Origin of the sequence: Pseudoduganella aquatica (assembly GCF_020865585.1) — a bacterium.
In the GTDB taxonomy this organism is placed as follows: domain Bacteria; phylum Pseudomonadota; class Gammaproteobacteria; order Burkholderiales; family Burkholderiaceae_D; genus Rugamonas; species Rugamonas aquatica_A.
On the sequence record NZ_CP086370.1, the window covers coordinates 5,878,296 to 5,902,046 of the forward strand.

The 23,751-nt window shown below is 66.0% G+C and carries 19 protein-coding genes; 14 read left to right on the plus strand and 5 right to left on the minus strand.

Features of this window, described 5'->3' with window-relative positions; genetic code table 11:
- Window positions 1-30: 30 nt before the first annotated feature.
- From KT882_RS26240 to KT882_RS26260, 5 genes are all read left to right on the plus strand, one after another.
- Window positions 31-498: a MarR family winged helix-turn-helix transcriptional regulator gene (locus KT882_RS26240; RefSeq protein ID WP_228893690.1), complete on the plus strand. Its 468-nt coding sequence runs from the start codon at window positions 31-33 to the stop codon at window positions 496-498.
- A gap of 103 nt (window positions 499-601) precedes the next feature.
- Window positions 602-946 carry a hypothetical protein gene (locus tag KT882_RS26245; protein WP_161074646.1) on the plus strand — a complete coding sequence of 115 codons (345 nt, stop codon included), beginning with the start codon at window positions 602-604 and terminating at the stop codon, window positions 944-946.
- Window positions 930-1,307 (plus strand): hypothetical protein, encoded by a 378-nt coding sequence (locus tag KT882_RS26250; RefSeq protein ID WP_161074645.1) that lies wholly within the window; start codon window positions 930-932, stop codon window positions 1,305-1,307. The genes KT882_RS26245 and KT882_RS26250 overlap by 17 nt, the downstream gene beginning before the upstream one ends.
- A 103-nt stretch (window positions 1,308-1,410) precedes the next feature.
- Window positions 1,411-3,822: a M1 family metallopeptidase gene (locus KT882_RS26255; RefSeq protein ID WP_228896763.1), complete on the plus strand. Its 2,412-nt coding sequence runs from the start codon at window positions 1,411-1,413 to the stop codon at window positions 3,820-3,822.
- Window positions 3,819-4,334 carry a DUF6702 family protein gene (locus KT882_RS26260; protein ID WP_228893691.1) on the plus strand — a complete coding sequence of 172 codons (516 nt, stop codon included), beginning with the start codon at window positions 3,819-3,821 and terminating at the stop codon, window positions 4,332-4,334. Before KT882_RS26255 ends, KT882_RS26260 begins: the two co-directional genes overlap by 4 nt.
- Here KT882_RS26260 and KT882_RS26265 read toward each other — a convergent pair.
- Together KT882_RS26265 and KT882_RS26270 are read right to left on the minus strand one after the other, a co-directional pair.
- Complete coding sequence (locus KT882_RS26265; RefSeq protein WP_228893692.1) at window positions 4,331-5,134, minus strand: alpha/beta fold hydrolase; 804 nt, start codon at window positions 5,132-5,134, stop codon at window positions 4,331-4,333. The two genes, KT882_RS26260 and KT882_RS26265, sit on opposite strands and share 4 nt — an antisense overlap.
- Complete coding sequence (locus KT882_RS26270) at window positions 5,131-6,816, minus strand: serine hydrolase domain-containing protein (protein WP_228893693.1); 1,686 nt, start codon at window positions 6,814-6,816, stop codon at window positions 5,131-5,133. The genes KT882_RS26265 and KT882_RS26270 overlap by 4 nt, the downstream gene beginning before the upstream one ends.
- Window positions 6,817-6,992: 176 nt before the next feature.
- Here KT882_RS26270 and KT882_RS26275 point away from each other — a divergent pair, with 176 nt between their 5' ends.
- The 6 genes from KT882_RS26275 (at window position 6,993) to KT882_RS30695 (ending at window position 16,374) form a co-directional block, all read left to right on the plus strand.
- A complete protein-coding gene (locus KT882_RS26275; protein ID WP_228893694.1) occupies window positions 6,993-8,903 on the plus strand; it encodes a hybrid sensor histidine kinase/response regulator in 1,911 nt (636 codons plus the stop codon).
- 47 nt (window positions 8,904-8,950) lie between these two features.
- Window positions 8,951-11,008, plus strand: coding sequence for a TonB-dependent receptor (locus tag KT882_RS26280; protein ID WP_407682058.1), 2,058 nt, complete (start codon window positions 8,951-8,953; stop codon window positions 11,006-11,008).
- A gap of 52 nt (window positions 11,009-11,060) precedes the next feature.
- Window positions 11,061-11,798 (plus strand): 2OG-Fe dioxygenase family protein, encoded by a 738-nt coding sequence (locus KT882_RS26285; protein WP_161074640.1) that lies wholly within the window; start codon window positions 11,061-11,063, stop codon window positions 11,796-11,798.
- 81 nt (window positions 11,799-11,879) lie between these two features.
- Window positions 11,880-13,232 (plus strand): hybrid sensor histidine kinase/response regulator, encoded by a 1,353-nt coding sequence (locus tag KT882_RS26290; RefSeq protein WP_161074639.1) that lies wholly within the window; start codon window positions 11,880-11,882, stop codon window positions 13,230-13,232.
- A 28-nt stretch (window positions 13,233-13,260) separates the two neighbouring features.
- Window positions 13,261-14,091 (plus strand): response regulator, encoded by an 831-nt coding sequence (locus tag KT882_RS26295; protein ID WP_161074638.1) that lies wholly within the window; start codon window positions 13,261-13,263, stop codon window positions 14,089-14,091.
- A gap of 273 nt (window positions 14,092-14,364) precedes the next feature.
- Window positions 14,365-16,374 carry a patatin-like phospholipase domain-containing protein gene (locus tag KT882_RS30695; RefSeq protein ID WP_267478624.1) on the plus strand — a complete coding sequence of 670 codons (2,010 nt, stop codon included), beginning with the start codon at window positions 14,365-14,367 and terminating at the stop codon, window positions 16,372-16,374.
- A 92-nt stretch (window positions 16,375-16,466) separates the two neighbouring features.
- Here KT882_RS30695 and KT882_RS26310 read toward each other — a convergent pair whose 3' ends face one another.
- From KT882_RS26310 to KT882_RS26320, 3 genes are all read right to left on the minus strand, one after another.
- The gene (locus KT882_RS26310; RefSeq protein WP_228892791.1) at window positions 16,467-17,426 is read right to left on the minus strand and encodes an IS110 family RNA-guided transposase; all 960 of its coding nucleotides are present in this window, start codon (window positions 17,424-17,426) and stop codon (window positions 16,467-16,469) included.
- Between the two features lie 225 nt (window positions 17,427-17,651).
- Window positions 17,652-18,881, minus strand: coding sequence for a DUF1501 domain-containing protein (locus KT882_RS26315; RefSeq protein ID WP_228893696.1), 1,230 nt, complete (start codon window positions 18,879-18,881; stop codon window positions 17,652-17,654).
- 9 nt (window positions 18,882-18,890) lie between these two features.
- Window positions 18,891-20,309: a DUF1800 domain-containing protein gene (locus tag KT882_RS26320; protein WP_228893697.1), complete on the minus strand. Its 1,419-nt coding sequence runs from the start codon at window positions 20,307-20,309 to the stop codon at window positions 18,891-18,893.
- A 166-nt stretch (window positions 20,310-20,475) separates the two neighbouring features.
- On the opposite strand from KT882_RS26320, the gene KT882_RS26325 reads away from it, so the two are divergent.
- The 3 genes from KT882_RS26325 to KT882_RS26335 are packed head-to-tail and all read left to right on the plus strand — an operon-like array spanning window position 20,476 to window position 23,747.
- Window positions 20,476-21,144: a CerR family C-terminal domain-containing protein gene (locus KT882_RS26325; RefSeq protein WP_228893698.1), complete on the plus strand. Its 669-nt coding sequence runs from the start codon at window positions 20,476-20,478 to the stop codon at window positions 21,142-21,144.
- Window positions 21,141-22,565, plus strand: a complete 1,425-nt coding sequence (locus KT882_RS26330) for an efflux transporter outer membrane subunit (RefSeq protein ID WP_228893699.1) — start codon at window positions 21,141-21,143, stop codon at window positions 22,563-22,565. Before KT882_RS26325 ends, KT882_RS26330 begins: the two co-directional genes overlap by 4 nt.
- A gap of 12 nt (window positions 22,566-22,577) precedes the next feature.
- The gene (locus tag KT882_RS26335; protein ID WP_371869388.1) at window positions 22,578-23,747 is read left to right on the plus strand and encodes an efflux RND transporter periplasmic adaptor subunit; all 1,170 of its coding nucleotides are present in this window, start codon (window positions 22,578-22,580) and stop codon (window positions 23,745-23,747) included.
- Window positions 23,748-23,751: the final 4 nt, after the last annotated feature.

Below are 23,751 nucleotides of genomic sequence, written 5' to 3' on the forward strand. Positions count from 1 at the left end.
ATTGAATAGTGCACTATCTATACTGTGCACATGGATACCACTACCAACACCACCGATCCCGCGCTGCGCCACGTGCCGCGCCTGGATGGCCAGCTGTGCTTCGCCCTGTACTCGACCTCGCTGGCGATGAACAAATTGTACCGCAAGCTGCTGCGCAAGCTGGGGCTGACCTATTCCCAGTACCTGGTGATGATGGTGCTATGGGAAAAGAACGAGCAAACCGTGTCCGAGCTGGGCGAGCGCCTGTTCCTGGACTCGGCCACGCTCACGCCGCTGCTCAAGCGCATGGAGCAGGCCGGCCTGCTGACGCGCACGCGCTGCCCGAACGACGAGCGCCAGGTCATCATCGCCCTCAGCGAGCACGGCGACGCCCTGCGCCTGGAAGCGGCCAAGCTGCCGCCGGAAATCCTGGGCGCCACCAACTGCACGCTGGAGCAGGTGGTGGACATGAAAGAACAGCTCACCACGCTGCGCGACAGCCTGATGAAAAACGCCTGACCTCGCCCCACCGCAGCCTTGCGCGGCATCAAGCTGACACCGGCGCAAACCATATTTCGTGGGCGTAGAATGGCTTGATCTGAGGTGCAGCCGGAGATCAGCAATGAACGCGCCACAATTCTTGCTCGAAAAATATCCTGAAGATATTCGCCATCGTGTTGAACTGGCCCGGCAAGTCATACAAGAGCTGAATTTGACCTTAAGCGCCCCCCCCGAAATACGTCCTTGTTACTGGCCGGACGAAGATGAACCAGGTGACTGCACCCCGCAAGATTGGACTCACGATAGCGCCGACGGTGAAATACTGTTTTTTAACGTGGCGGGTGATACCGAAACAATGGTAGCGGCAAATCTGGCGCTCGCGGAAAAGGACTTACAGCACCAGATTGTGCAAGACGGCCAATTCACCATCGTCTTCATGGCTGGCGAAGATGGTCACACCTGCTGAGCTTCTATCAGCAGCCAACAGCATTGGCCAACAGGCAGGCTCTGAAGCCACTATTCGCTCTGCCATCAGTCGCTATTACTACGCGGCCTATCACTGCAGCCAGCAATTTCATGCAAAGTTGGCGATGCCGGGCCAACCAGGTCGTGCACATGGCCGCCATAATCAACTAATCTCACAGCTGGCCAATCCATCCCCGCAGCTTCCCCGGCACCTGCAATTATGTTCGCTTGCAGTCAGCCATGCCCTGTTCTCGATCCGGAATCTGCGCATCCCGGCGGATTATCACTTGAACACAACATTCTCAAACAAGGAACTGCATCAAGCTGCGCAGCTTGCCGCGACGATCTTTGCGCTGACCTGACTTTCAATGTATCAACCTATTTACAAATGAAATTACAGCAGACGAGATAGCCGTTTTAGAATAACCGCTTAACTTTTTCACTAGAAAACAGGGATAGCGGATGATGAAGCGTTTGCCGATCAGTATTGCAGCACTGTGCCTCTCCTTGTCGGCCCAAGCGGCCGACGGATTCGACGACAAGTTCCGCCAGCTCGACGAGCTGCTGCCGACCGCCACGCAGTACCGCACTGCCTCCGGCGCCCCCGGCCACGCCTACTGGCAGCAGCGCGCCGACTACACCATCCGCGCCTCCCTGGACGAAGCCAAGCGCGCCATCACCGGCAGCGGCCAGGTCACCTACCACAACAACTCGCCCGACACCCTGCACTACCTGTGGGTGCAGCTGGACCAGAACATCTACAAGCCGGACTCCGACGCCCGCCGCATGCTCACCGCGCCTTCGCGCGAAGCCTGGACCAAGGCCCGCGGCGCCGAAGACGGCATGAAATTCGAAGGCATGCGCGGCATCCTGGCCGGCCGCGACTTCGACGGCGGCTTCAAGATCGGCGCGGTGAAAACCGCCGGCGGCCAGCCGCTGAAAACCACCGTCAACCAGACCATGATGCGGATCGACCTGCCGACCCCGCTCAAGCCGGGCGAGAAGTTCAGCTTCGCCATCGACTGGCAGTACAACATCAACGAGCAGAAAGTACTGGGCGGCCGCTCCGGCTACGAGTACTTCGAGCAGGACAAAAACACTTTATTTGAAGTGGCGCAGTGGTTCCCGCGCATGGCCGCCTACTACGATGTGGCTGGCTGGCAACACAAGCAGTTCATCGGCTCCGGCGAATTCACGCTGGAATTCGGCGACTACGACGTCAGCCTGACCGTGCCGGCCGACCACGTGGTGGCCAGTACCGGCGAGCTGCTCAATCCGGAGCAGGTGCTGAGCCCGGCCCAGCGCGAACGCCTGGCGCGCGCCCGCACCAGCGACAAGCCGGTGGTCATCGTCACCCAGGCCGAAGCGGAAGCGGCCGAGAAATCGGTCAGCACCGCCACCAAGACCTGGCACTTCAAGGCCAAGAACGTGCGCGACTTCGCCTGGGCCTCCAGCCGCAAGTTCATCTGGGACGCGCAGGGCTACAAGAAGGACGGCACCAATGTGATGGCCATGTCCTACTATCCGAAGGAAGGCAACCCGCTGTGGGAGAAGTTCTCCACCCAGGCCATCATCCACACCATCGAGCAGTACAACAAGTTCAGCTTCGACTATCCGTATCCAACCGCCATTTCGGTGAACGGCCCGGTGGGCGGCATGGAATATCCGATGATCTCCTTCAACGGCCCGCGCCCGACCAAGGACAAGAAAACCGGCGAGATCACCTATTCGAAGCGCGCCAAATACGGCCTGATCGGCGTCATCATCCACGAAGTGGGCCACAACTACTTCCCGATGATCGTCAACTCCGACGAGCGCCAGTGGACCTGGATGGATGAGGGCCTGAACACCTTCGTGCAATACCTGGCCGAGCAGGCATGGGAAGAGAACTATCCGCAGTCGCGCGGCGAACCGCGCGCCATCGTCGACTACATGCGCAGCCGCAACCAGGTGCCCATCATGACGAACTCGGAATCGCTGCTCCAGTTCGGCAACAACGCCTACGCCAAGCCAGCCACGGCGCTGAACATCCTGCGCGAAACCATCCTGGGCCGCGAGCTGTTCGACCACGCCTTCCGCGAGTACGGCCGCCGCTGGAAATTCAAGCGTCCTACCCCGGCCGACTTCTTCCGCACCATGGAAGACGCCTCGGGCACCGACCTCGACTGGTTCTGGCGCGGCTGGTTCTACACCACCGACGCGGTGGACATCAGCGTGGACGGCATCAGCGAAGTGGCGGTGAGCACCAAGAATCCGGAGATCGAGAAAGCCTGGAAGAAGGAGCAGAAAGCGGCCGAGCCGGAGTCGATGACCGACATCAAGAACAAGGGCATGCCGCGCCGCACCGACGCGCATCCCGAGCTGAAGGACTTCTACAACGAGCACGACGACTACACCGTCACCAACAAGGACCGCAACAACTACGCCGAGGCGGTCGAGAAGCTGGAACCGTGGGAGAAGAAGCTGCTGGAACAGGGCAAGCACCTGTACCTGGTGGACTTCTCCAACGTGGGCGGGCTGGTAATGCCGCTGATCCTGCAGATCGAGCTGAAGAGCGGCAAGAAGTACATCGAGCGCGTGCCGGCCGAAGTGTGGCGCTACTCGCCGAAGAAAATCACCAAGGTTATCGTCACCGACGAGCCGATGGTGAGCCTGACGCAAGACCCGAACTGGGAGACCGCCGACATCGACACCAGCAACAACGCCTGGCCGCGCAAGCTCACGCCGTCGCGCATGGAACTGTACAAGCAAGAACAGGGCCGCGAAGACATGATGAAGGACTACAACACCCCGCTCAAGGGCAAGGACGCCAAGACCGAGGCGGGCGACATCAAGGGTGACGCCAAAGGCGAAGCCAAGGGTGAAGCCAAGAAATGATGGCACGCGGCGCCCGCAAGATGGCCGCCGCCGCCGCGCTGCTGTTCTGCAGCGCGGCGCTGCACGTCCCTGCCCATGCCCACAACTACCACATGGGCATCACCGACATCAGCTACAACGCCAACACCGGCAGTACCGAAATCGTGCACACCTACACCGCGCACGACGTGGAGGCGCTGCTGGCCAATCTGTACCAGCGGCAGTTCGACCTGGGCCTGCCCGAGGACCAGGCCGTGCTGCGGCGCTACGTTGAAAAGCAGTTCTACATCACGGCCGGCGGCCAGCGCCTGCCGCTGCAATGGGTAGGCGTCACGGCCGACGCCGCCAACATCACCATCTACCAGGAATTGCCGAAGACCGCGCTGCCAGCCGGCGCCGTGCTGCACCACGCGGTGCTGTCCGACTTCGTGCCGTCCCAGCTGAACACCGTCAACCTCGGCGCCGCGCCCTCCGGCCCGGCCGCCAGCTCCCTCACCTTCTCCGCCGCTACGCAGGAACGCACGCTGCCTTAATTCTTTAGCTGGGCCAGAAAAGCGTCGATGGCGTCGATACTGGCGCCGGGGGAACTCATGTGCGGGCAATGGCCGACATTGCCGATCACGGCCAGGCGGGCGGACGGCAGCTGGCGCAGCAGGTATTCGCCCACTTCGCGCGGTGCGATGAGGTCATCACTGCATTGCAGTATCAGCGTGGGCGTGGTGCACTTCGCCACGTCGGCGCGGTGGTCGGCCGTGAAGGTGACGCGGGCGAAATGGCGCGCCACCGCGCGGTCGGTGCGCCGGAAGCTGGCTGTCAGCTCCTCGGCCAGCTCGGGCCGCTCCGGCGTGCCCATGATCACCGGCGCGAGCGCGCCGGCCCATTCGTCGTAGCGCTCGTCCATCATGCCCAGCAGGCCGTCGATGTCCTCCCGGTTGTAGCCGCCGATATAGTCGCCGTCGTTGATGAAGCAGGGCGACGGCCCCACCATCACTTGCGCAGCGAATTTCCCGGGCTGCCGGATGGCGGCCAGCATGCCTGTCATCGCGCTAACGGAATGGCCGATGTAGATCACGGGACCGGTGGCAAAGGCGTCGATAATCTCAAGCAGGTCTTCGGCGTAGGCGTGCAGCGAGCTGTAGCGCTGAAAGTCATACGCCCGCACATCCGAGCCCCCGCTGCCCACCAGGTCGAAACAGATGGTGCGGTAGCGCTCGCCCAGCCGCGGCGCCACGTGGCGCCACATGGACTGGTCGCAGCCATAGCCGTGCGCAAACACCAGCGTGGCGTCGCCGCTGCCGGCCACCCGCACGTTGTTGCGGCGCGCCACCGTCATGGCTGGCCCGCTTTCTTGAAATGCATGCCGTACAGGCGGTTGGTGGACGCGACGGCCCCGGTGATGCGGCCGCCGCCGTCGCGTTCGAACCGGACCACGACGCCGTCGGCCCCGAAGACGTCAGGCGCGAGCGGCTTGAGCCGGAGTACGCTTTCCGGCTTGCCGGACAGCCGGAAAGCAAGCTTGTCGCCGTCCGGCGCGATATCGTAGCTGGCCAGCGCCTCGTCGCTGCCGTAGCGGCCCGTGTAGGCGCTCAAGGCGGCGCTGCTTGGCGCCACGGCGGCGACCCGGCGGAAACTCATCACCTCGCCCCCGCCGGGGTTTGCCACGAACCGGTCCGGACCCGAGAATGCGAAGGTGCCGGCATTGACGGCGAAGGTGCCTTCCTGGAGCGGCCGCAAAGGCGTGCCGTTGGGCAGCACGAGTACGCCGTCGCGCAGCGCCAATATCACCGGATTCGCGGTCAGCTCGTTGTAGAAAGTGCCGGCGTAGACGCCCAGCCCGGACGAGGCAGCGGCAGGCGCAACGGCGCCGCTGGCGGCCACCGGGACGGCGGCTGGAACCACCGGGGCAGCCAAGGCGGCTGGCGCTGCGGCCGATGGCGCAAGCAGCTCCTGCGCCACTGCGCGCGCAAGCTTGCCGGGATTGACGTCGCCTGCGTTGCACAGCAAGGCTATCGACAGGCGCCGCTCCGGATAGCGTCCCAGCCAGGTACGGTAGCCGGCCGTGGCGCCGTCGTGCGACACCTCCGCCGCGCCGAGATAGCTTTGCGAGATCAGGCCATGCCCATAGTTGCTGATCCTGCCCTCCGGCAGCACCGGACGGCGTTCCAGCAGCGCGCTGATACCCTTGCCCAGCGCATTGGCTGTCAGCGCTTCGTTCCAGATCAGCAGATCGCCCACCGTGGTGAGCAGGCCGCCGTGGCCGTAAACGTCCTCGAACGGCATGTCCTGCTCGTAGCCTTTGCCTGCCGTGCTGTAAGCGATGGCGCGGCCGGGCACCACGCGGCGGAAGTTGTCCCGCCATTGCGTGCGCGTCATCCCGAGCGGCTGGAAGATGCGCTCGCGCGTAAATTCGGCCAGCGTCTTGCCCGACACGCGCTGCACCACGAACGCGGCCAGCACATAGCCGCTGTTGCTGTAAGAGTAGCGCTCGCCCGGCGGGAAATTGAGCCCGCGCTGGCGCGCAATCACCGTCAGCGCCTGCTCCATGCTGACGGAACGCGTACCGCGCGGCCAGCCTTCCATTTCCACAATGCTGCCCCAGTCGCGCAAGCCGCTGGTATGGGTGAGCAGGTGGTCCAGCGTAATCGGCTTGCCGTAGTCGGGCAGCTCGGGCAGGTATTTGCGCACATCGTCGGACAAGGCCAGCTTGCCGTCCTGCGCCAGCAGCAACACGGCGGCGGCGGTGAATTGCTTGGATACCGATCCGGCCTCGAACACCGTATCCGGCGTGTTGGGCGTGCCGTGTTCCAGGTCGGCTTGTCCGTAGGCCAGCTTCAGCACCGGCTGGTCCGGGCGCGAGATGGCCAGCGCGCAGCCCGGCGTTGCGGCGCCGTTCCATTTGGCGAACAGATTGCCCGCAAACGCGGCCGGCGTCTGGCTGACTGCATCGGCTGCATCGGCTGCATCGGCTGCGGCCAGGCGGGCCGCCAGCAAGAATAAAACACCACATTTCTTCATCGTATATTTCCTCAGAGTCATCGCGCGTGTGCCTTGCCATTTTGCATCATTTCAATGCATTTTAGGAAACTATTCATAAGTGACACTTTCGTCCCGGCAGGGGCTATACTGGCCTGGCACCTACCGATCACAGCAAGGTATCCCTCACGCGGCGCGGCCGCAAACGGAAACAGTACATGAGCAACAAGCCGCTCCGCCCCGCAAGCGCGATTGAAGCTGAACGCCTGAGGCTGTTTGTTTCCAGCGTCACCGACTACGCCATCTACACCCTGTCGCCGGAAGGCATCGTCACCAGCTGGAACGCGGGCGCGCAGCGCTTCAAGGGTTACACCGAGGCGGAGATTCTCGGCGAACACTTCTCGCGCTTTTATTCGGACGATGACCGCGCAGCAGGGCGGCCCGCAATGGCGCTGGCCGTGGCGCGCGATGCCGGCCGCTTCGAGGACGAGGGCTGGCGCATCCGCAAGGACGGCACGCGCTTCTGGGCCAGCGTGGTGCTCGATCCCATCCGCGACCACAGCGGCGAGCTGCTCGGCTACGCCAAGATCACGCGCGACATCACGGCCCGGCGCAAGGAGCAGGAAGCGCTGCACGCCAGCGAGGAGCGTTTCCGCCTGCTGGTGCAGGGCGTAACCGACTATGCGATCTACATGCTGTCCCCGGAAGGGCTGGTGACCAACTGGAACGAGGGCGCGCGCCGCATCAAGGGCTACGACTCCGACGAGGTGACCGGCACCCATTTCGAACGCTTCTACACCGAACCGGACCGGGCGGCGGGCCTGCCCAGGCAGGCGCTGGCCACGGCGCGCCGCGACGGCCGCTTCGAGCGCGAGGGATGGCGGGTGCGCAAGGACGGCAGCCGGTTCTGGGCGCATGTGGTGATCGACCCCATTATCGACTCGATGGGCGAGCTGATCGGCTACGCCAAGATCACGCGCGACGTCACCGAGCGCCGCACGGCCGAGGAGGAGCTGGCGCGCGCCAAGGAGGCGCTGTTCCAGTCGCAGAAGCTGGAATCGATAGGCCAGCTGACCGGCGGCATTGCGCACGACTTCAACAACCTGCTCAACGTCATCATCAACGGCCTGGACATCCTGCGCAACGTCAGCGACCGCACGCAGCAGACCAAGGCCATCGACGGCATGGTGCGGGCCGCCGAGCGCGGCGCCAGCCTCACCCAGCAGCTGCTCACTTTCGCGCGCCAGCAGCCCTTCCGCGCCGAGCGCGTGCGCATCAACCGCATCGTCGATTCCTTCGAAGCGGTGCTGCGGCGCGCCGTGCACAGCAACGTGCAGCTCGAACTGAAACAGGCCCCGGGCCTGCCCGAAATCCTGGCCGACGTGCAGCAGCTCGAATCCGCCATCCTGAACCTGGTGGTCAACGCGCGCGACGCCATCGGAGACGGCGGCGAACGCGGCGACATCGTTATCGAGACCAGCGTGGGAATGCACGAGGGCGGCGGCGCGCTGCCGCCCGGCGCCTATGTATGCCTGACCGTGCGCGACAGCGGCTGCGGCATGGAACCCGAGGTGGCGCGCCGCGCCATGGAGCCGTTTTTCACCACCAAGGAAGTGGGCAAAGGCACCGGCCTGGGATTGAGCCAGGTGTACGGCATGGTGCAGCAGGCCAAAGGCGAGCTGCGCATCGAGTCCCAGCCCGGCAAAGGCACGGCGATTTCGCTGCTGTTCCCGGCGCACGAACACGGCATCGGCCCGCAGGAATCGGCGCACGGCAGCGCGGCAGAAAAAGTGCTGGTCGTGGACGACCAGAACGACGTGCTCGACATGGCCGCCCAGCTGTTCACCAGCCTGGGCTACGAGGTGCTGCCGGCCAACAACGGCGCCGAAGCGCTGGAAATCCTGGGCCGCCACCCGGACCTGCGCATCCTGTTCAGCGACGTCGTCATGCCCGGCATGAGCGGCATCGAGCTGGCGCGCGCGGCCCGGCAGGCGCAGCCCGGCCTGAAGATCATCCTGGCCTCCGGCTACCTACCCTCCACGCTCAGCGCCCAGCACAAGGACGTGGACCAGTTCGAGCTCATCGGCAAACCCTACCGCCTGTCGGACATCATCAAGAAACTGCAATAGGCCGGACTCGTAAAAAGGGGGGGGCTGCGGCTATACTGCCCGCCATGATGCTATTTCGCCCTACTCCGTTCGCGCTGGCCGCCGCGCTGTGTACTTTGCTGGCCTCTTCCGCTTCCCACGCCGACGATACGCTGATGCAGCGCGTGCTGATCGACGGTTCGCGCGCCAGCCAGCTTGGCATCGCCGACGCGGCCGGCGACGGCAGCGTCACGCAGCAGCAGCTGGCCGCGCGCACCACCTACCGGCCCGGCGAGCTGCTGGAGGCCACGCCCGGCCTGATCGTCAGCCAGCACAGCGGCGAGGGCAAGGCCAACCAGTTCTACCTGCGCGGCTTCAACCTGGACCACGGCACCGACCTGCGCACCACCGTGGACGGCATGCCCGTCAACCAGCGCAGCCACGCCCACGGCCAGGGCTGGACCGACCTCAATTTCCTGATCCCGGAACTGGCCGCGCGCCTCGATTACAAGAAAGGCCCCTATTCGGCCGAGGAAGGCGACTTCGCCTCCGCCGGCGCCGCCTCCATCATCTACGCCAACCGCCTGGTGCGCGGCGTGGCCAGCGCCAGCGTGGGGCAGAACGGCTACCGCCGCGCGTTGCTGGCCGATTCGGCCAGCGTGAACGAAGCCAATAACGGCGCGCTGCTGTACGCGATCGAAGCCTTGCACAACGACGGCCCGTACACGCGCGGCGACGACTACAAAAAACTGAACGGCGTGCTGCGCTACAGCCAGGGCTACGCCAACAACGGCTTTACCGTCACGGCCATGGCCTACAACGCGGACTGGAACGCCACCGACCAGATTCCGCTGCGCGCCGTGCAGCAAGGCCTGCTGGGCCGCTACGACGGCATCGACAACACCGACGGCGGCAAGGCACACCGCTACAGCCTGTCCGGCGCCTGGCAGCGCAGCGGCGAGGACACGGCCGCCAAGGTCGGCGCCTACCTGATCGCCAACCAGCTGGACTTGTATTCCAACTTCACCTACTTCATGGACGACCCGGTGAACGGCGACCAGTTCGCCCAGCCGGACCGCCGCGTCACCAGCGGCGTGGACGCCAGCCACGCCTGGCACGCGCACATCGGCGAGGCCAGCTCCATCACCACGGTCGGCCTGCAGCTCCAGAACGACAATATCTTCAACGGCTTGTACAAGACCGTGGCGCGGCGCGCCGTGGCCACCACCCGCGCCGACCATATCGTGGAAACCAGCGCCGGCCTGTACGTGGAAAACAGCACGCGCTGGTCCCCGGTGCTGCGCACCACGGCCGGCCTGCGCGCCGACGCCTATCGCTTCGACGTGCGCCCCTCGGAGCCGGGCAGCGCCAGCGCGCTGGAACACCCGGCAGGCCGCACCAGCGACCGCCTGCTCAGCCCCAGCCTGAGCGCCGTGTTCGGCCCCTGGGCGCTGACCGAGTTCTACGCCAACGCCGGCACCGGCTTCCACAGCAACGACGCGCGCGGCGCCGTCGCGGCGGACGCTCCGCTAGTGCGTTCGCGCGGCCTGGAGCTGGGCGTGCGCAGCGAATGGCTGCCGCGATTGCAAACCTCGCTGTCGGTCTACCGCCTGGACTTCGATTCGGAACTGAGCTACGTGGGCGACGCCGGCGCCACCGAGGCGGGCGATCCGAGCCGCCGCTACGGCGTGGAGTTCTCCAACTACTACAAGCCTTTCAAATGGCTCAGCGTGGACGCGGACCTGGCCTTCGCCCGCGCGCGCAGCCGTGGGGCGGCAGCCCGTGCGGCAGGCACCGCCTACATCCCCGGCGCGGTGGAAGGCGTGGCCCAACTGGCGCTCACGGCGGACAAGCTAGGGCCCTGGTCCGGCGCACTGCGGCTGCGCTGGTTCGGTCCGCGCCCGCTGGCCGAGGACAACAGCGTGCGCTCGCGCGCCAGCCAGACGCTGAATGGCCGCATCGGCTACAAATTCGCCGGCGGCATGCAGCTGGAGCTGGAGGCCTTCAACCTGGCCAACCGCCGCGTGTCGGCCATCGACTATTACTACGCCTCCCGGCTCAAGGGCGAAACGCAGCCGGTGGACGACGTCCACTTCCACCCCATCGAATCGCGCTCATTCCGGCTGATGCTCACGCGGAGCTTCTAACCGTCGTAGAATAGACGACTCCATCGCCGAGCATACCCGTACCCCCGTTCCAATGACGACTTACGCCCCGATCTACACCGCGCCCGAGCGCGTTACCGAAGCGCTGCGCAGCGAAGGCTACGCCCTGCTGCATCCCGAACATGTCGCCGCGCTGGCCGGCACCACGCTGGAGGCGCTGAACGCCCTGGTGCCGAGCTGGGAGCACCTTGAACTGGACAACTACCTGAAAGACGGCGGCCGCTACCGGCGCCGCCGCCATTCCTGCTTCATCCAGAAGGACGGCGCGCTGGCGCAGACCGCGCACCGCCCGCACTGGCAGCCGCTGGAATACAACGCGCTGCACGGCGGCATGCACCGGCTGTTCGAGCCCATGGAACCGGACACCGTGGCGCAGCCGGCCTGGCGCCAGCTGATCACCGCCGTCGGCGACGCCTGCTCGGCCGCGCGCGCGCCGCAGCCCTGGTACATAGAGGCGCACCAGTTCCGCATCGACACCACGGACGGCATCGGCCGCCCCACGCCGGAAGGCGCGCACCGCGACGGCGTGGACTACGTGGCCGTGCTGCTGATCGGCCGCCACGGCATCAAGGGCGGAGAGACTCGCATCTTTGAAGCCGATGGCCCGAACGGCAAGCGCTTCACCATGACCGAACCCTGGACCATGCTGCTGCTGGACGACGCCACCGTGATCCACGAATCGACACCCATCCAGCCGCTGGCCCAGCACGGCCACCGCGACACGCTGGTGCTCACCTACCGCGCCGGCCAGTTCCAGGGCGCACAGCCATGAAATTTCCCAGCTTGATAGTTAAATCCTTTATAGTTACCTTAGAGTCAGCATAGCTTGAAAACCAATTTTTGGAGGCAGTCCGTGGACTCCAGCTACGAGATCGAACCGGATGAAATCGAAATCCTCATCGTCGAGGACAGTCCGACCCAGGCCGAGCGGCTGCGCCGCCTGATCCAGTCCGTGCGCTACAAGGCGCGCGTGGCCGCCAATGGCCGGCTGGCGCTGGAGGCGATCCGCGAACGCAAGCCGCACCTGGTGCTGTCGGACATCGTCATGCCCGAAATGGACGGCTACGAACTATGCCGCGCCATCAAGTCCGACGCCGTGCTGCGCGACATCCCGGTCATCCTGGTCACCTCGCTGACCGACCCCAAGGACATCATCAAAGGCATCGAGTGCGGTGCGGACAACTTCATCCGCAAGCCCTATGCCGAAGACTACCTGCTGAACCGCATCGGCCACATGCTGGTGAACCAGAAGCTGCGCCGCAACCAAAACATGGAAGTGGGCATCGCGCTTTACCTGGGCGACCAGAAGCACTTCATCAACGCCGAGCGCCAGCAGATCCTTGACCTGCTGATCTCCACCTACGAACAGGCGGTGCAGGTCAACAGCGAACTGCAGGCGCGCGAACGCCAGGTGATAGAGCTGAACATGCGCCTGGCCCACCACGCCGGCGAGCTGGAAACCATCAACCGCGAAATCGCGCTGAAGAACCTGGAGCTGGCCGAAGCGAGCCGCATGAAATCGGCCTTTATCGCCAATATGTCGCACGAGCTGCGCACGCCGCTGAACGCCATTATCGGCTTCACCGGCGCGCTGCTGATGAAGCTTCCCGGCCCGCTGACCGGTGAGCAGGACAAGCAGCTCAACACCATCCGCAACAGCGCGCGCCACCTGCTTTCGCTGATCAACGACATCCTGGACGTGGCCAAGATCGAAGCGGGCAAGGTCACGCTGTCGGTCGAGCCTATCCAGTGCCAGAACCTGATCGCCGAAGTGGCCGACACCCTGCGCCCGCTGGCGCAGCAGAAGGGCCTGGCGCTGGAAGTGGACGTGGCGCCGCAGCCGGTCACCCTCGAAACCGACCGCCGCGCGCTGACGCAGATCCTGATCAACCTGGCCAACAACGCCATCAAGTTCACCGAGAAAGGCACGGTGCGCATCACGTTGAGCCAGCGCGCCGACGGCGACGGCGTGGTGACCGAATTCGCCGTGGCCGACAGCGGCGCCGGCATCCGCGAGGAAGACCAGGCCAAGCTGTTCCAGGCCTTCTCGCAGCTCGATTCGACCTCCACCCGCCACGCGGAAGGCGCGGGCCTGGGCCTGTACCTGTGCCAGAACCTGGCCAACCTGATCGGCGGCTCGCTGTTCTTCAGCAGCGATTTCGGACACGGCAGCACCTTCACGCTGGCGATGAAGAGCAAAAAATAAACCGCCCGGACGGGCAGCAGGGAGCGGTATGGCGGCGCGTGTCCTCATCGTGGAAGACAACCAGGCCAATATGGACCTGATGAGCTACTTGCTGACCGCGTTCGGCCACATTCCGCTGGGCGCGGGCGACGGCCTGCAGGGCGTGGCCATGGCGCGCGAGCTGCTTCCCGACCTGATCATCTGCGACATCCACCTGCCCCGGCTGGACGGCTACGGCGTGGTGGCCGCACTCAAGGCCGACCCGGCCACCGCCGCCATCCCGGTGCTGGCCGCCAGCGCGCTGCCGGTCTCGGACGGCGGCGCCGCACTGCGCGCGGCCGGCTTTGACGGCCACCTGCCCAAATCGCTGGAACCGGACACGCTGATCCCCTCGCTGGAGACCTTCCTGCCGGCGGCGCTGCGCGGCCAGGCACCGCAGACCGGAGGCCGGTCCGAAAGCGCCACCCCGCAGGCCACCGAAGCCCCCCGCGCGCGCCTGCTGCTGCTCGACGCCGCGCCGGACGACTGCGGCCTGGTGGCCAGCATCCTGGCGCACTATGGCTACGCTGTCACGGTGGCGGCGGACGCCGAGCAGGCGGACCATTGCGCAAGGCAGCAATTCGACCTGATACTGTGCGACGCGGACACCACGCAAAGCCGCCACACCGCCTTCCTGCCGCTCGCGCTGGCACGCCACCAGGCGGCATGGGCCGGCGTGCCGCTGGTGCTGATTACATCGTCACGGGACGATCCGCTGGACGGCCTGCTGCCGCCCGGCGTGGCGCCCGCGCTGCTGCTGGCGCATCCGCTGGAACCGCAGGAACTGGCCCGCGCGCTGGAGGCATGCCTTTCGGCGGCCTTGGCGCAACTGCCAAAATGAATAGATAGACATCGTATTTATACGGTATTGCGGTGCAACAAAAACGCGGCTATAGTGGAACTGTCTCCTCCAACCGTTCTCCGAACATTGGATTCAGCCCGCGCCCGACGCGGGCATTTTTTTGCCCGAACCGCACGCCGATACCTGAAATCGTAGGGCGGGTTAGCAGCAAAGCTGCGTAACCCGCCAGCGCCGCCAGCAAAGCAAAAGGAGAGCCAAATCACCCCCACCGACAAACTCGATCCGGCAACGCTGCCGCACTGCGACCTGGTCATGAAAGGCGGCATCACCAGCGGCGTGGTCTACCCCAAGCTGATCGCCCGGCTGGCGCGCGGCTACGCCTTCAAGAACATCGGCGGCACATCCGCCGGCGCGATCGCCGCCGCAGCCTGCGCCGCAGCCGAATGCGGACGCCAGAGCGGCCGCCAGCCGGCAGCCTTCGCCAGCCTTGCCGGCCTGCCCGAAGAACTGCAAGCGCAGGAACAAGGGCGCTCGCGGCTGGCGCGCCTGTTCCAGCCCGCCCCCGCGCTGCAAGCCCACTTCGACATGGCCATGCGCTACATCGACGCCAAGGACAAGCTGCGCGCCGCGCTGGGCATCGCCGCAGCGCTGGTCCACTGGCCGACGGTAGTGGGCGCCGCGCTGCTGCTGATCGCGCCGCTGGTCATGCTCTCCACCCACCTCACGGCGCTGCGCAGCGCCGCCACCACGCTGGCCATGCTGGCCACTGCCGCCGGCGCCGCCTGGCTCACCCACCGCGCCTTCGCGCTGCTGCCCGCGCCAGCGCAGGCTCCCGCCGCGCCCCCGGCCTCTCCGACTCCGCCCACGGCGGCCCAGCGCCCCGCATGGCTGCGCCTGGCCGCTGAACTGGCCTGCGCTGCCGCCGCGGGCTACCTGGTGCTGGCTGCCGCAATCGCCGGCCTGCCGGGCCATGCCGGCCCGCTCAACATCGGCCTGCAAGTGCCCTTCCTGCTGCTGGTGCCGCTCTGCGTCGCCACCGGCTTCGGCTGGGGCGCCTGGCGCTCGGCCGCCGCGCTGCTGCAAGGCCTGCACCGCAACCAGTACGGCCTGTGCAGCGGGCGCAGCACCGGCAGCGACGCCGTGACCGCCCTCACCGACTGGCTCTCCCTCTACCTGAACCAGCTGGCCGGCCTGCCCCCCGGCCGGCCGCTCACCTTCGGCGACCTGTGGGGCCAGCAGACCTCCACAGACCCAGAGAACCGCGCCATCAACCTGGAAGTGGTCACCACGGCGCTCAGCCAGCAAATGCCCTACGCCCTGCCCTTCCGCGACGGCTCGGGCGGGTTCTACTTCCATCCCGCCGAATGGGCACAGCTATTCCCGCCGTCCGTGATGGACTGGCTGCTGCAGCAAGCGCCGCAACCTCCGCAGACCGGCCCCTTCGCCGCGCCGGACGGCAGCCCTCTGGTGCGCCTGTGCGACCCGGCCGACACGCCCGTGGTGGTGGCGGTGCGGATGAGCCTCAGCTTCCCGCTGCTGCTGTCCGCCGTCCCGCTCTACGCGCAGGACTACACCGACAGCAGCAAGCTGAAACGCATCTGGTTCTCGGACGGCGGCATCTCCAGCAATATGCCGCTGCACTTCTTCGACACGCTGCTGCCCGAGCATCCCACCTTCGCCATCAATTTGAAAGAAGCGCATCCCAAGTACCCGATCGAGGATGCCGCCCAATGCGGGCTGGATGGCCGCGTCTATCTGCCCAGCGATAACAACCAAGGCCGGCTGCGCTACTGGGCCGCGACGGACGACGCCACGCCGGCCGGGCTGTTCGGCTTCCTGGGCAATATCTTCGCCACCATGCACAGCTGGCGCGACGAGATACTGTTCCCCTATCCGGGCTACCGCGACCGCATCGTGCAGATCAGTTTGCGGCCTGGCGAAGGCGGGCTGAATCTCAACATGCCGAAGGAAGCGGTGGAGCGGCTGGGCGACGCGGGCGCCTGCGCGGCCGAGATGCTGTACCGGCGCTTCCATCCGCAAGGCGGCGGCAACGGCTGGGACAATCACGAGCAGGTGCAGGTGCTGTCGGTGCTGGGCAATCTGGAACGGCTGGCGAAGCACGCCGGCGCGCCCGAAGCGGCGGCGCGCTGGCGCGCGGCGGTGGCGCGCAGCAAGCGCCTGGGCACGAAAGAAAAAATACTGGCGAACGACTTGCTCTCGGACCTGGAAGCGATGGGCGCGCATGTCAGCGACAGCGGCGAAAGCGTGGAGGACAGGATGTACCGGCCACGCCCCGAGATGAAGCTGACGCCGAACCTGTAGCCAAGGCTGGCGGGTTACGCTGCGCTAACCCGCCCTACGCACCATCGCGTTGATCGCGTTGATGGTGTTCATCGTAGATACTGTTATGCCGGTCAAGCGTTTTGAAGCTCCTGATTGAATGGTTTGCCAGATTTTAAGACGCCGAAAGCAACGTGGACGAGCTTGCGCATCATGGCGCCGATCACCAGCTTGGCCGGCTTGCCTGCTGCTTGTAGGCGGGTGCGGAACTGGCGCCCCCAGTCGGTGCGGTACAGCGCCACCATAGCCGGCATGTACAGATTTTTGCGCAGATGCGCGTGGCCGATCTTGGACATCCGGGGCCGCTGCTTCACGCTTGATCCGGACTCATGTTGGCGCGGATCGAGGCCTGCAAAGGCGGCAGCCTGCCGACCGTTGTCGAAGCGCCCGGCATGCATGCCATAGGCCAGCAGTAACGCAATGGTATTGTCCCCGACACCGGGAATGGTATCGAGTAAGTCGCGTCTGCCGCGCATGTCGGGATCGTCGTTGATGTGATCACGTACGCGCTTGCGCAGCTGTTTAATCTGCTCGCCGAGCCAGGCAATATGCTGTTCGATATCGGCCCGGACCGATTCGCGCGCCACGTCCAGGCGGTTCGTTTCCTGCGTCTGCATGGCCAGCAGCGCATCCAGGCGCAGCACCATCGCTTTCAATTCCTGTTCGCTCAGCGGCGGCGGCTGCCATGCTTCCGGACCATGCTTGGCGCAGAACTCGGCAATGACCTTGGCGTCGACCTGGTCGGTCTTGGTGCGCACCAGCTGCGCCTGGGAAAACGCCTTGATCTGGGCCGGATTGACGACACTGACGCGGTAGCCCCGACGGGCAAAGAACTCCGCGATCGCCTCCCAATAGACGCCAGTGGCCTCCATGCAGATATGGGGCAACCCGTCCGTATGACTCTGCAGCCACGCTTCCAGTTTGGCAAAGCCAGCCTGGGTATTTTCTACAACTTTCGCACGGTGTTTGCCCGTTTCCAGGCGCAGTGCGCAATCGACCTTCAATTTGGCGACATCTATACCAAGACACAACATTACTCTTCTCCTGATCAACCTTGCAAATGCGGGCTCACGGCACGCCGGGCCAAAGATACTGTTCGATCTTTAATGGAATAAGAGCAACTGCTGCGAAATCTACATCACGGTCTTGGCGACCAAGGGCGGGTACGGCATCCAGTTGCTCTGCCCCGACGTTCCGTTTTCGGGGCAGATGGAATAATACAAGGGCGGGTTAGGCGCGAAGCGCCGTAACCCGCCGAACTAGGCCCGCAGCAAACGCAACCCGGAGGATGAAGGCATGCGCGGGAACACCTGCGCCAGTTGGGTGTCGCTCAAGCGCAGATGCCGCTCGGCGATATTCGCCAGCACCGTGCGGAAGTCCGTCGTCACCGGCAGATCGCGCCCCTCGTTGAGCTGCCCGTTGCCCACGCCTTGCCACTCGCCCAGCACCTTGCCGCCCGCCACGCCGCCGCCCAGCACCCACATCACATTGCCATGCCCGTGATCGGTGCCGCCATTGCCGTTCTCGCGCGCGGTGCGGCCGAACTCGGACATGACCACGATGGTGGTGTCCTCGAACATCGGCCCCAGCTTCTGCGCCAGCACGGCCAGGCCCTGTCCCAGCGGCGCCAGCCGGTTGGCCAGCTGCCCTGTGCCCGCGCCCTGGCTCGCATGCGTGTCCCAGCCGCCCAGCGCAAAGAACGCCATCTGCACATTGGGGTCGTTGCGCATCAGGACCGCCAGCCGCGCCGCGTCGTCCGGGAAGCCGTTCGGAAGCGGCGCGCCGCCGTCCGCCGCCATCGACTCGGCCATGGTCGCCGCCATCACCTCCTTGTGCGCCTCGCGCCCGTCCTGGTATACCTTGCCAAAGCGCTCATGGCCCATATAGAGCTGATCGAAGGCCGTCGCCAGTTGCGGCCGGTCCAGCACGCCGGGCTTGCCCGCCGCCGAGCCGTTGGCGATATTGATGGCGGCCGCCTGCCCGCTCAGGATGCGCGGCATGGTCGGCCCCACGCTGACCGCGCGCGTGGGCGTCGACGTGCCCGGCAAGGTAGCGATCAGGCGGTTCATCCAGCCGTCCGGCGTGCTCTTCACGCCCGGCGTGGCGGACTCCATGTAATCCTGCGCGTCGAAGTGCGAGCGGGTGGTGTCCGGCGAGCCGCTGGCGTGTACAAAGGCCAGCTTCTTCTCGCGCCACAGCGGCATCAGCGGCGCCAGCGCCGGATGCAGGCCGAAGTAGCCGTCCAGGTCCAGCGCGCCGTTCTCCTTGCCCGGCGCGGCCAGCGCAATGCTGGGCCGCAGCTGGGTGTAGTTCTCGTCGCCGATGGGCGCCACCACATTCAGGCCATCGACCGCGCCGCGCAGCATCACGACGATCAGCTTGCGGTCCGTGGGGCGCTGCACCGAGGTGGCCGCCCAGGCCTCGCGGCCCAGCGGTATCATCAGCCCGGCGCCGGCGGCGAAAGCGTTCAGGAAGTCTCTGCGTTGCATGGCCTGCTCCTAGCGTTGCATGAAATCGGGACTGCCGAGCAGCATGGCAGTGCGTATCTTTTGCGGACTGGCCGCCACGATGCCCTGGGTGCGCTCGGACACCGACTCTCCCAGCGCCGCCTGCACCAGCGCCGCATCCACGCCCTGCGCCAGCGTGGTTGCGTAGCCGATGCGCCGGCTCAGCGCGTCCGGATTCAGCCAGGCCGATTGCGTGTTCTTGTAGCCGTCCGGCGTCTGGCAGCCGTACAGCGGCATGCCCAGGCGGTCCAGCGCGCCCAGCACCGGCCGCACTTCGGCCATCGCGGAATTGCCGGCGCGCGCCGCCGAGATCACGAACTGGTAAGGGGTCTTGAACTTGGCGCCCTGCGCCTCCGGCGACATGAATTCATCGCTGGCGAACAGCGTCTTGAGCACCGAGCGGATGTCGCCCTTGCTGGCCACCCAGGTCTGCGCCATGCGCTCGACCAGGGCCGGCGGCGGCTCGTCCGCCACGAAGTACTGCGCCAGCTTGTAGCTGATGTGGCGCGCCGTGGCCGGATGCACGGCCAGCACGTCCAGCGCGTATTCGCCCTCGGCCTGGCCCTGCGGCTTGATCACGCGGCCCAGCCATTGCTTGTCGCCGTTGTCATGCCGCTTGGGGTCGAAGCGGAAGGTCTCGTTGCGCGCCACCAGCTGGCGAGGGGCGAAGCTCCAGCCGGTCAGCATGCGTGCCAGCTCGGTCACGTCCTTCTGCGTATAGCCCTTGTCCACGCCCAGCGTATGCAGCTCCATCAGCTCGCGCGCGTAGTTCTCGTTCAGGCCGCCGGCCTTGGAGAGGTAGTTATCCAGGTAGAACAGCATGGCCGGGTGCTTGGCGGTGGCGCCCAGCATGTCGCGGAAGGAGCCGAACACATAAGGCCGGATCGCGTCGCGCTCGTAGCTGGCCACCAGCGGCCGCACCTGGCCCTTGCCGGAGAAGACGTTGAAATGGTTGAACCAGAAATCCACCATCACTTCTTCCAGCTGGCGCGGGCTGGCCACGGCGCGCGCAATGCGCGCTTCGGCGGTCTGGTTGTTGATGCGGGCCAGCACTTCGCGCCGCATGGCTTTGGCGTCCTCGGTTTCGTCCTTGACCATATCGCGCACCGCCAGGAAGTCGCCCAGCACTTCGCCGCTGCTGCGCTGCACCGTATCGAGGCCCGCCAGGCGCTCGCTCAGCGCAGCGGGCAGCTCCAGCGATTCGGGATGCAGCTGGCTGTCGATATAGCGCGCCACGCCCATCTGCGTCACGCGCTCGATGTCGCCCGGCGCCGGGCCGTAAGCCAGCCGGTTCAGCACATGCGCGGCGGCAGCCTGCCCGCTCAACTGCGGGGGCGCGGCCAGCGCCGCCGGAGCGGCCTGCACGGCCGCCAGGAGAATCATCGATGCAAACCAGCTGCGCGCACTCATGTTTAGCCTCTTTGATGTCGTTATAAGCATGACTTTATACCAGCAGGGTCCGTCCAGCCACACCGCCGTGTATCGATTGTAAGCAGTTGTTACAACGCATCAGTAACTTAATCAAACGATCGATTAACTTATTGATTTTGTCTGAATAGCATGGTCAAATGGCATCATGAACGATAAAGCCAGAACAAAAAAATCACGGTCGGACGGAGAGCAATCGCGCGAGCGCCTGCTGGTCACGGCCATACGCCTGTTCGCCGAACAGGGCTACTCGCGCGCCTCCACGCGGGAGATTGCCCTGGCCGCCGGCGTGAACGTGGCCGCCATCAGCTACTACTTCGGCGACAAGGCCGGCCTGTACCGCGCCGCTTTCACCGCACTCTCGCCCTCCCCGGCAGACAACATCGCCATGTTCGACCAGCCGCACTTCACGCTGCGCGAATCGCTACAAGGCTTCTTCAACCAGATGCTGGCGCCGCTGAAGGAAGGCGACATGATGGAAACCTGCATGCGTCTGTGGTTCCGCGAAATGCTGGAGCCCACCGGCATCTGGGCCAGCGAGATAGAAAACGGCATCCGCCCCGAGCATGAAGCGTTCAGCCGCGTGCTGGCGCGCCACCTCGGCCAGGACAAGCCGGACGACGAAACCCACCGCCTCGCCTTCAGCATCGCCTCCATGGCGCTGATGCTGATGATGGCGGGCGACGTGGTAAAGACCATCAAGCCGCAGCTGATGGCCGGACCGGAAGCCATCGCCACCTGGACCGAACGCCTGAGCGACTACGCGACGGCACTGGTAGACGCAGAGAAAATCCGCATCAAGGAAAAAACAGCATGACGACAAACAAGCACAAGCCGGCGATGGCGATGGCAACCGCAATGGCAGTGGCGATGGCACTGGGCGGCTGCGCCCTGAACGCGCCGCCCGCCAAGGTGGACGCCGCCGCGCCGCCGCAGTGGCAGGCGCCGCTGCCGCACAACGGCAATCTCACGGACTTGAACAACTGGTGGCAGAACCAGGGCGACCCGCTGCTGGTGCAGCTGATCGATTCCGCCCAGGCGGCCAGCCCTACGCTGGCCTCGGCCCGCTCGCGCATCGCCCAGTCGCGCGCCGAGCGCGTGGCGGCCGGCGCCGCGCTGGCGCCCTCGCTGGACGTGGCGGGCAGCGTGGCGCGCCAGAACCAGCAGTCCTCCATCCCCACCGGCACCACCAGCCAGGTGGCGCTGCAAGCGTCGTGGGAGATCGACATATTCGGCGCAGGCCGCGCCGCGCGCAACGCGGCCGAAGCGCGCTTCAACAGCGCCAACGCCGGCTGGCACGAAGCGCGCGTGTCCGTCGCTGCCGAAACGGCCAACCAGTACTACGGCCTGCGTGCCTGCGAGCAGCTGCTCAAGGTGGCGGTGCAGGACGCCGGCTCGCGCGCCTACACCGCGCGCCTGACGGAATTGAGCAGCAAGGCCGGCTTCCTGTCGCCGTCGGACTCCGCCCTGGCCCGCGCCAGCGCCGCCGATGGCCGCAGCCGCGCCAGCGCGCAGCGCGCCGCCTGCGACATCGGCGTGAAATCGCTGGTGGCGCTGACCGCCATCGCCGAACCGGAGCTGCGTGCCAAACTGGCCGCCGCCACCGCCGTGCCGGCGCCGGCCATCGCCATCGCCGTACTGCCCGCGCAAACCCTGAGCCAGCGGCCGGACGTCTACACCGCCGAACAGGAAGTGGCAGCCGCCAGCTTCGAAGTGCGCGGCGCGCAGGCGCAGCGCTATCCGCGCCTGTCGCTGTCCGGCTCCGTGGGCGCGGCCAACTTCCACAGCGGCGGCGAGAACACCCAGCTCGACACCTGGACCCTGGGTCCGCTGGCCATCTCGGTGCCGGTGTTCGACGCCGGCCGCCGCCGCGCCAACGTGGACGCCGCGCAGGCGCGCTACGAGCTGGCGGTGAGCCAGTACCGCGGCAGCGTGCGCAAGGCCGTGGCAGAAGTCGAGCAGGCCCTGGTCACGCTCAACAGCACCGGCGAGCGCGCCAGCGACGCCGAGATTTCACTGCAAGGCTACCGCACCGCCTTCACCGCCATTGAAGACCGCTACAAGAACGGCCTGGCCAGCCTGCTGGAGCTGGAAGACGCGCGCCGCAGCCGCCTGGCCGCAGAGAACAACGTGGTCAGCCTGCAGCAGGAACGCAGCAACGCCTGGGTGGCGCTGTACCGCGCCGCCGGCGGCGGCTGGACCGCTTCGGCTGCCGTCCCGGCCCAGGCAAACAACTAAGAACAACCAAAAATGCACACAAAGACCATGAATAAATACGCGCTCAAGCCCCTGGCACTGCTCATGTTTGCCACCTTCGCCCTGCACGCCCCGCTGGCCGGCGCAGCCGAAGAGAAAAAAGACGCCCCCAAGGCCGCCCTCACCGTCACCACCACCAAGCCCTCCGCCGCGCGCCTGCCCATCACGCTCACGGCCAACGGCAACGTCACGGCCTGGCAGGAAGCCAGCATCGGCAGCGAATCGAACGGCCTGCGCCTGACCGACGTGAAGGTCAACGTGGGCGACGTGGTGCGCAAGGGCGAGGTGCTGGCCACCTTCTCGGCCGACACCGTCAACGCCGACCTGGCGCAGGCCCGCGCCGCCGTGATGGAAGCGGAAGCCAACGCCGCAGAAGCCTCGGCCAACGCCGCCCGCGCCCGCTCGCTGGAAAGCACCGGCGCGCTCAGCGCCCAGCAGATCAGCCAGTACATGACCGCGGAGCAGACCGGCAAGGCGCGCATCGCCTCCGCCAGGGCCGCGCTGGCCACGCAGGAACTGCGCCTGAAGTACACCCAAGTGGTGGCGCCGGACAGCGGCGTGATCTCGGCCCGCAGCGCCACCGTCGGCGCCGTGGTGGGCGCCGGCACGGAGCTGTTCCGCATGATCCGCCAGGGCCGCCTGGAATGGCGCGCCGAAGTGACGGCGGCCGACCTGCCCAAGATTAAACCCGGCGCCAGCGCCGTCGTGAAAGCCGCCAACGGCGCCGAACTGGCCGGCAAGGTGCGCATGGTCGCCCCCACCATCGACCCGCAGAGCCGCTACGCGCTGGTCTACGTGGACCTGCCCGCGCCCAAAGGCGCGGAAGCGAACGCCTTCAAGGCCGGCATGTTCGCCAGCGGCCGTTTTGAGCTGGGCAACTCGGACGCCATGACCGTGCCGCAGCAGGCCGTGGCCGTGCGCGATGGCTTCAGCTACGTGTTCCGCCTGAATCCGGACAAGCGCGTCAGCCGCATCAAGGTGCAGACCGGCCGCCGCCTGTCCGACCGCATCGAGATCCTGGGCGGCATCGACGCCGCCACGCCGGTGGTGGTGAGCGGCGCGGGCTTCCTGAACGACGGCGACCTGGTGAACAACGTGGCGCCCATCACGCCCGCCGCCGCCCCCGCCCCGGCCTCGGCGAACAAAGTGGCCAAGGCCAAGTAAGGAG

Coding starts and splice junctions, on each gene's coding strand:
- KT882_RS26325 (WP_228893698.1), top strand. CDS start 20,476: ATGAACGATAAAGCCAGAACAAAAAAATCACGGTCGGACGGAGAGCAA.
- KT882_RS26330 (WP_228893699.1), top strand. CDS start 21,141: ATGACGACAAACAAGCACAAGCCGGCGATGGCGATGGCAACCGCAATG.
- KT882_RS30695 (WP_267478624.1), top strand. CDS start 14,365: ATGAAAGGCGGCATCACCAGCGGCGTGGTCTACCCCAAGCTGATCGCC.
- KT882_RS26335 (WP_371869388.1), top strand. CDS start 22,578: ATGCACACAAAGACCATGAATAAATACGCGCTCAAGCCCCTGGCACTG.
- KT882_RS26245 (WP_161074646.1), top strand. CDS start 602: ATGAACGCGCCACAATTCTTGCTCGAAAAATATCCTGAAGATATTCGC.
- KT882_RS26270 (WP_228893693.1), bottom strand. CDS start 6,816: ATGAAGAAATGTGGTGTTTTATTCTTGCTGGCGGCCCGCCTGGCCGCA.
- KT882_RS26240 (WP_228893690.1), top strand. CDS start 31: ATGGATACCACTACCAACACCACCGATCCCGCGCTGCGCCACGTGCCG.
- KT882_RS26260 (WP_228893691.1), top strand. CDS start 3,819: ATGATGGCACGCGGCGCCCGCAAGATGGCCGCCGCCGCCGCGCTGCTG.
- KT882_RS26320 (WP_228893697.1), bottom strand. CDS start 20,309: ATGAGTGCGCGCAGCTGGTTTGCATCGATGATTCTCCTGGCGGCCGTG.
- KT882_RS26255 (WP_228896763.1), top strand. CDS start 1,411: ATGAAGCGTTTGCCGATCAGTATTGCAGCACTGTGCCTCTCCTTGTCG.
- KT882_RS26250 (WP_161074645.1), top strand. CDS start 930: ATGGTCACACCTGCTGAGCTTCTATCAGCAGCCAACAGCATTGGCCAA.
- KT882_RS26285 (WP_161074640.1), top strand. CDS start 11,061: ATGACGACTTACGCCCCGATCTACACCGCGCCCGAGCGCGTTACCGAA.
- KT882_RS26310 (WP_228892791.1), bottom strand. CDS start 17,426: ATGTTGTGTCTTGGTATAGATGTCGCCAAATTGAAGGTCGATTGCGCA.
- KT882_RS26280 (WP_407682058.1), top strand. CDS start 8,951: ATGCTATTTCGCCCTACTCCGTTCGCGCTGGCCGCCGCGCTGTGTACT.
- KT882_RS26275 (WP_228893694.1), top strand. CDS start 6,993: ATGAGCAACAAGCCGCTCCGCCCCGCAAGCGCGATTGAAGCTGAACGC.
- KT882_RS26315 (WP_228893696.1), bottom strand. CDS start 18,881: ATGCAACGCAGAGACTTCCTGAACGCTTTCGCCGCCGGCGCCGGGCTG.
- KT882_RS26265 (WP_228893692.1), bottom strand. CDS start 5,134: ATGACGGTGGCGCGCCGCAACAACGTGCGGGTGGCCGGCAGCGGCGAC.
- KT882_RS26295 (WP_161074638.1), top strand. CDS start 13,261: ATGGCGGCGCGTGTCCTCATCGTGGAAGACAACCAGGCCAATATGGAC.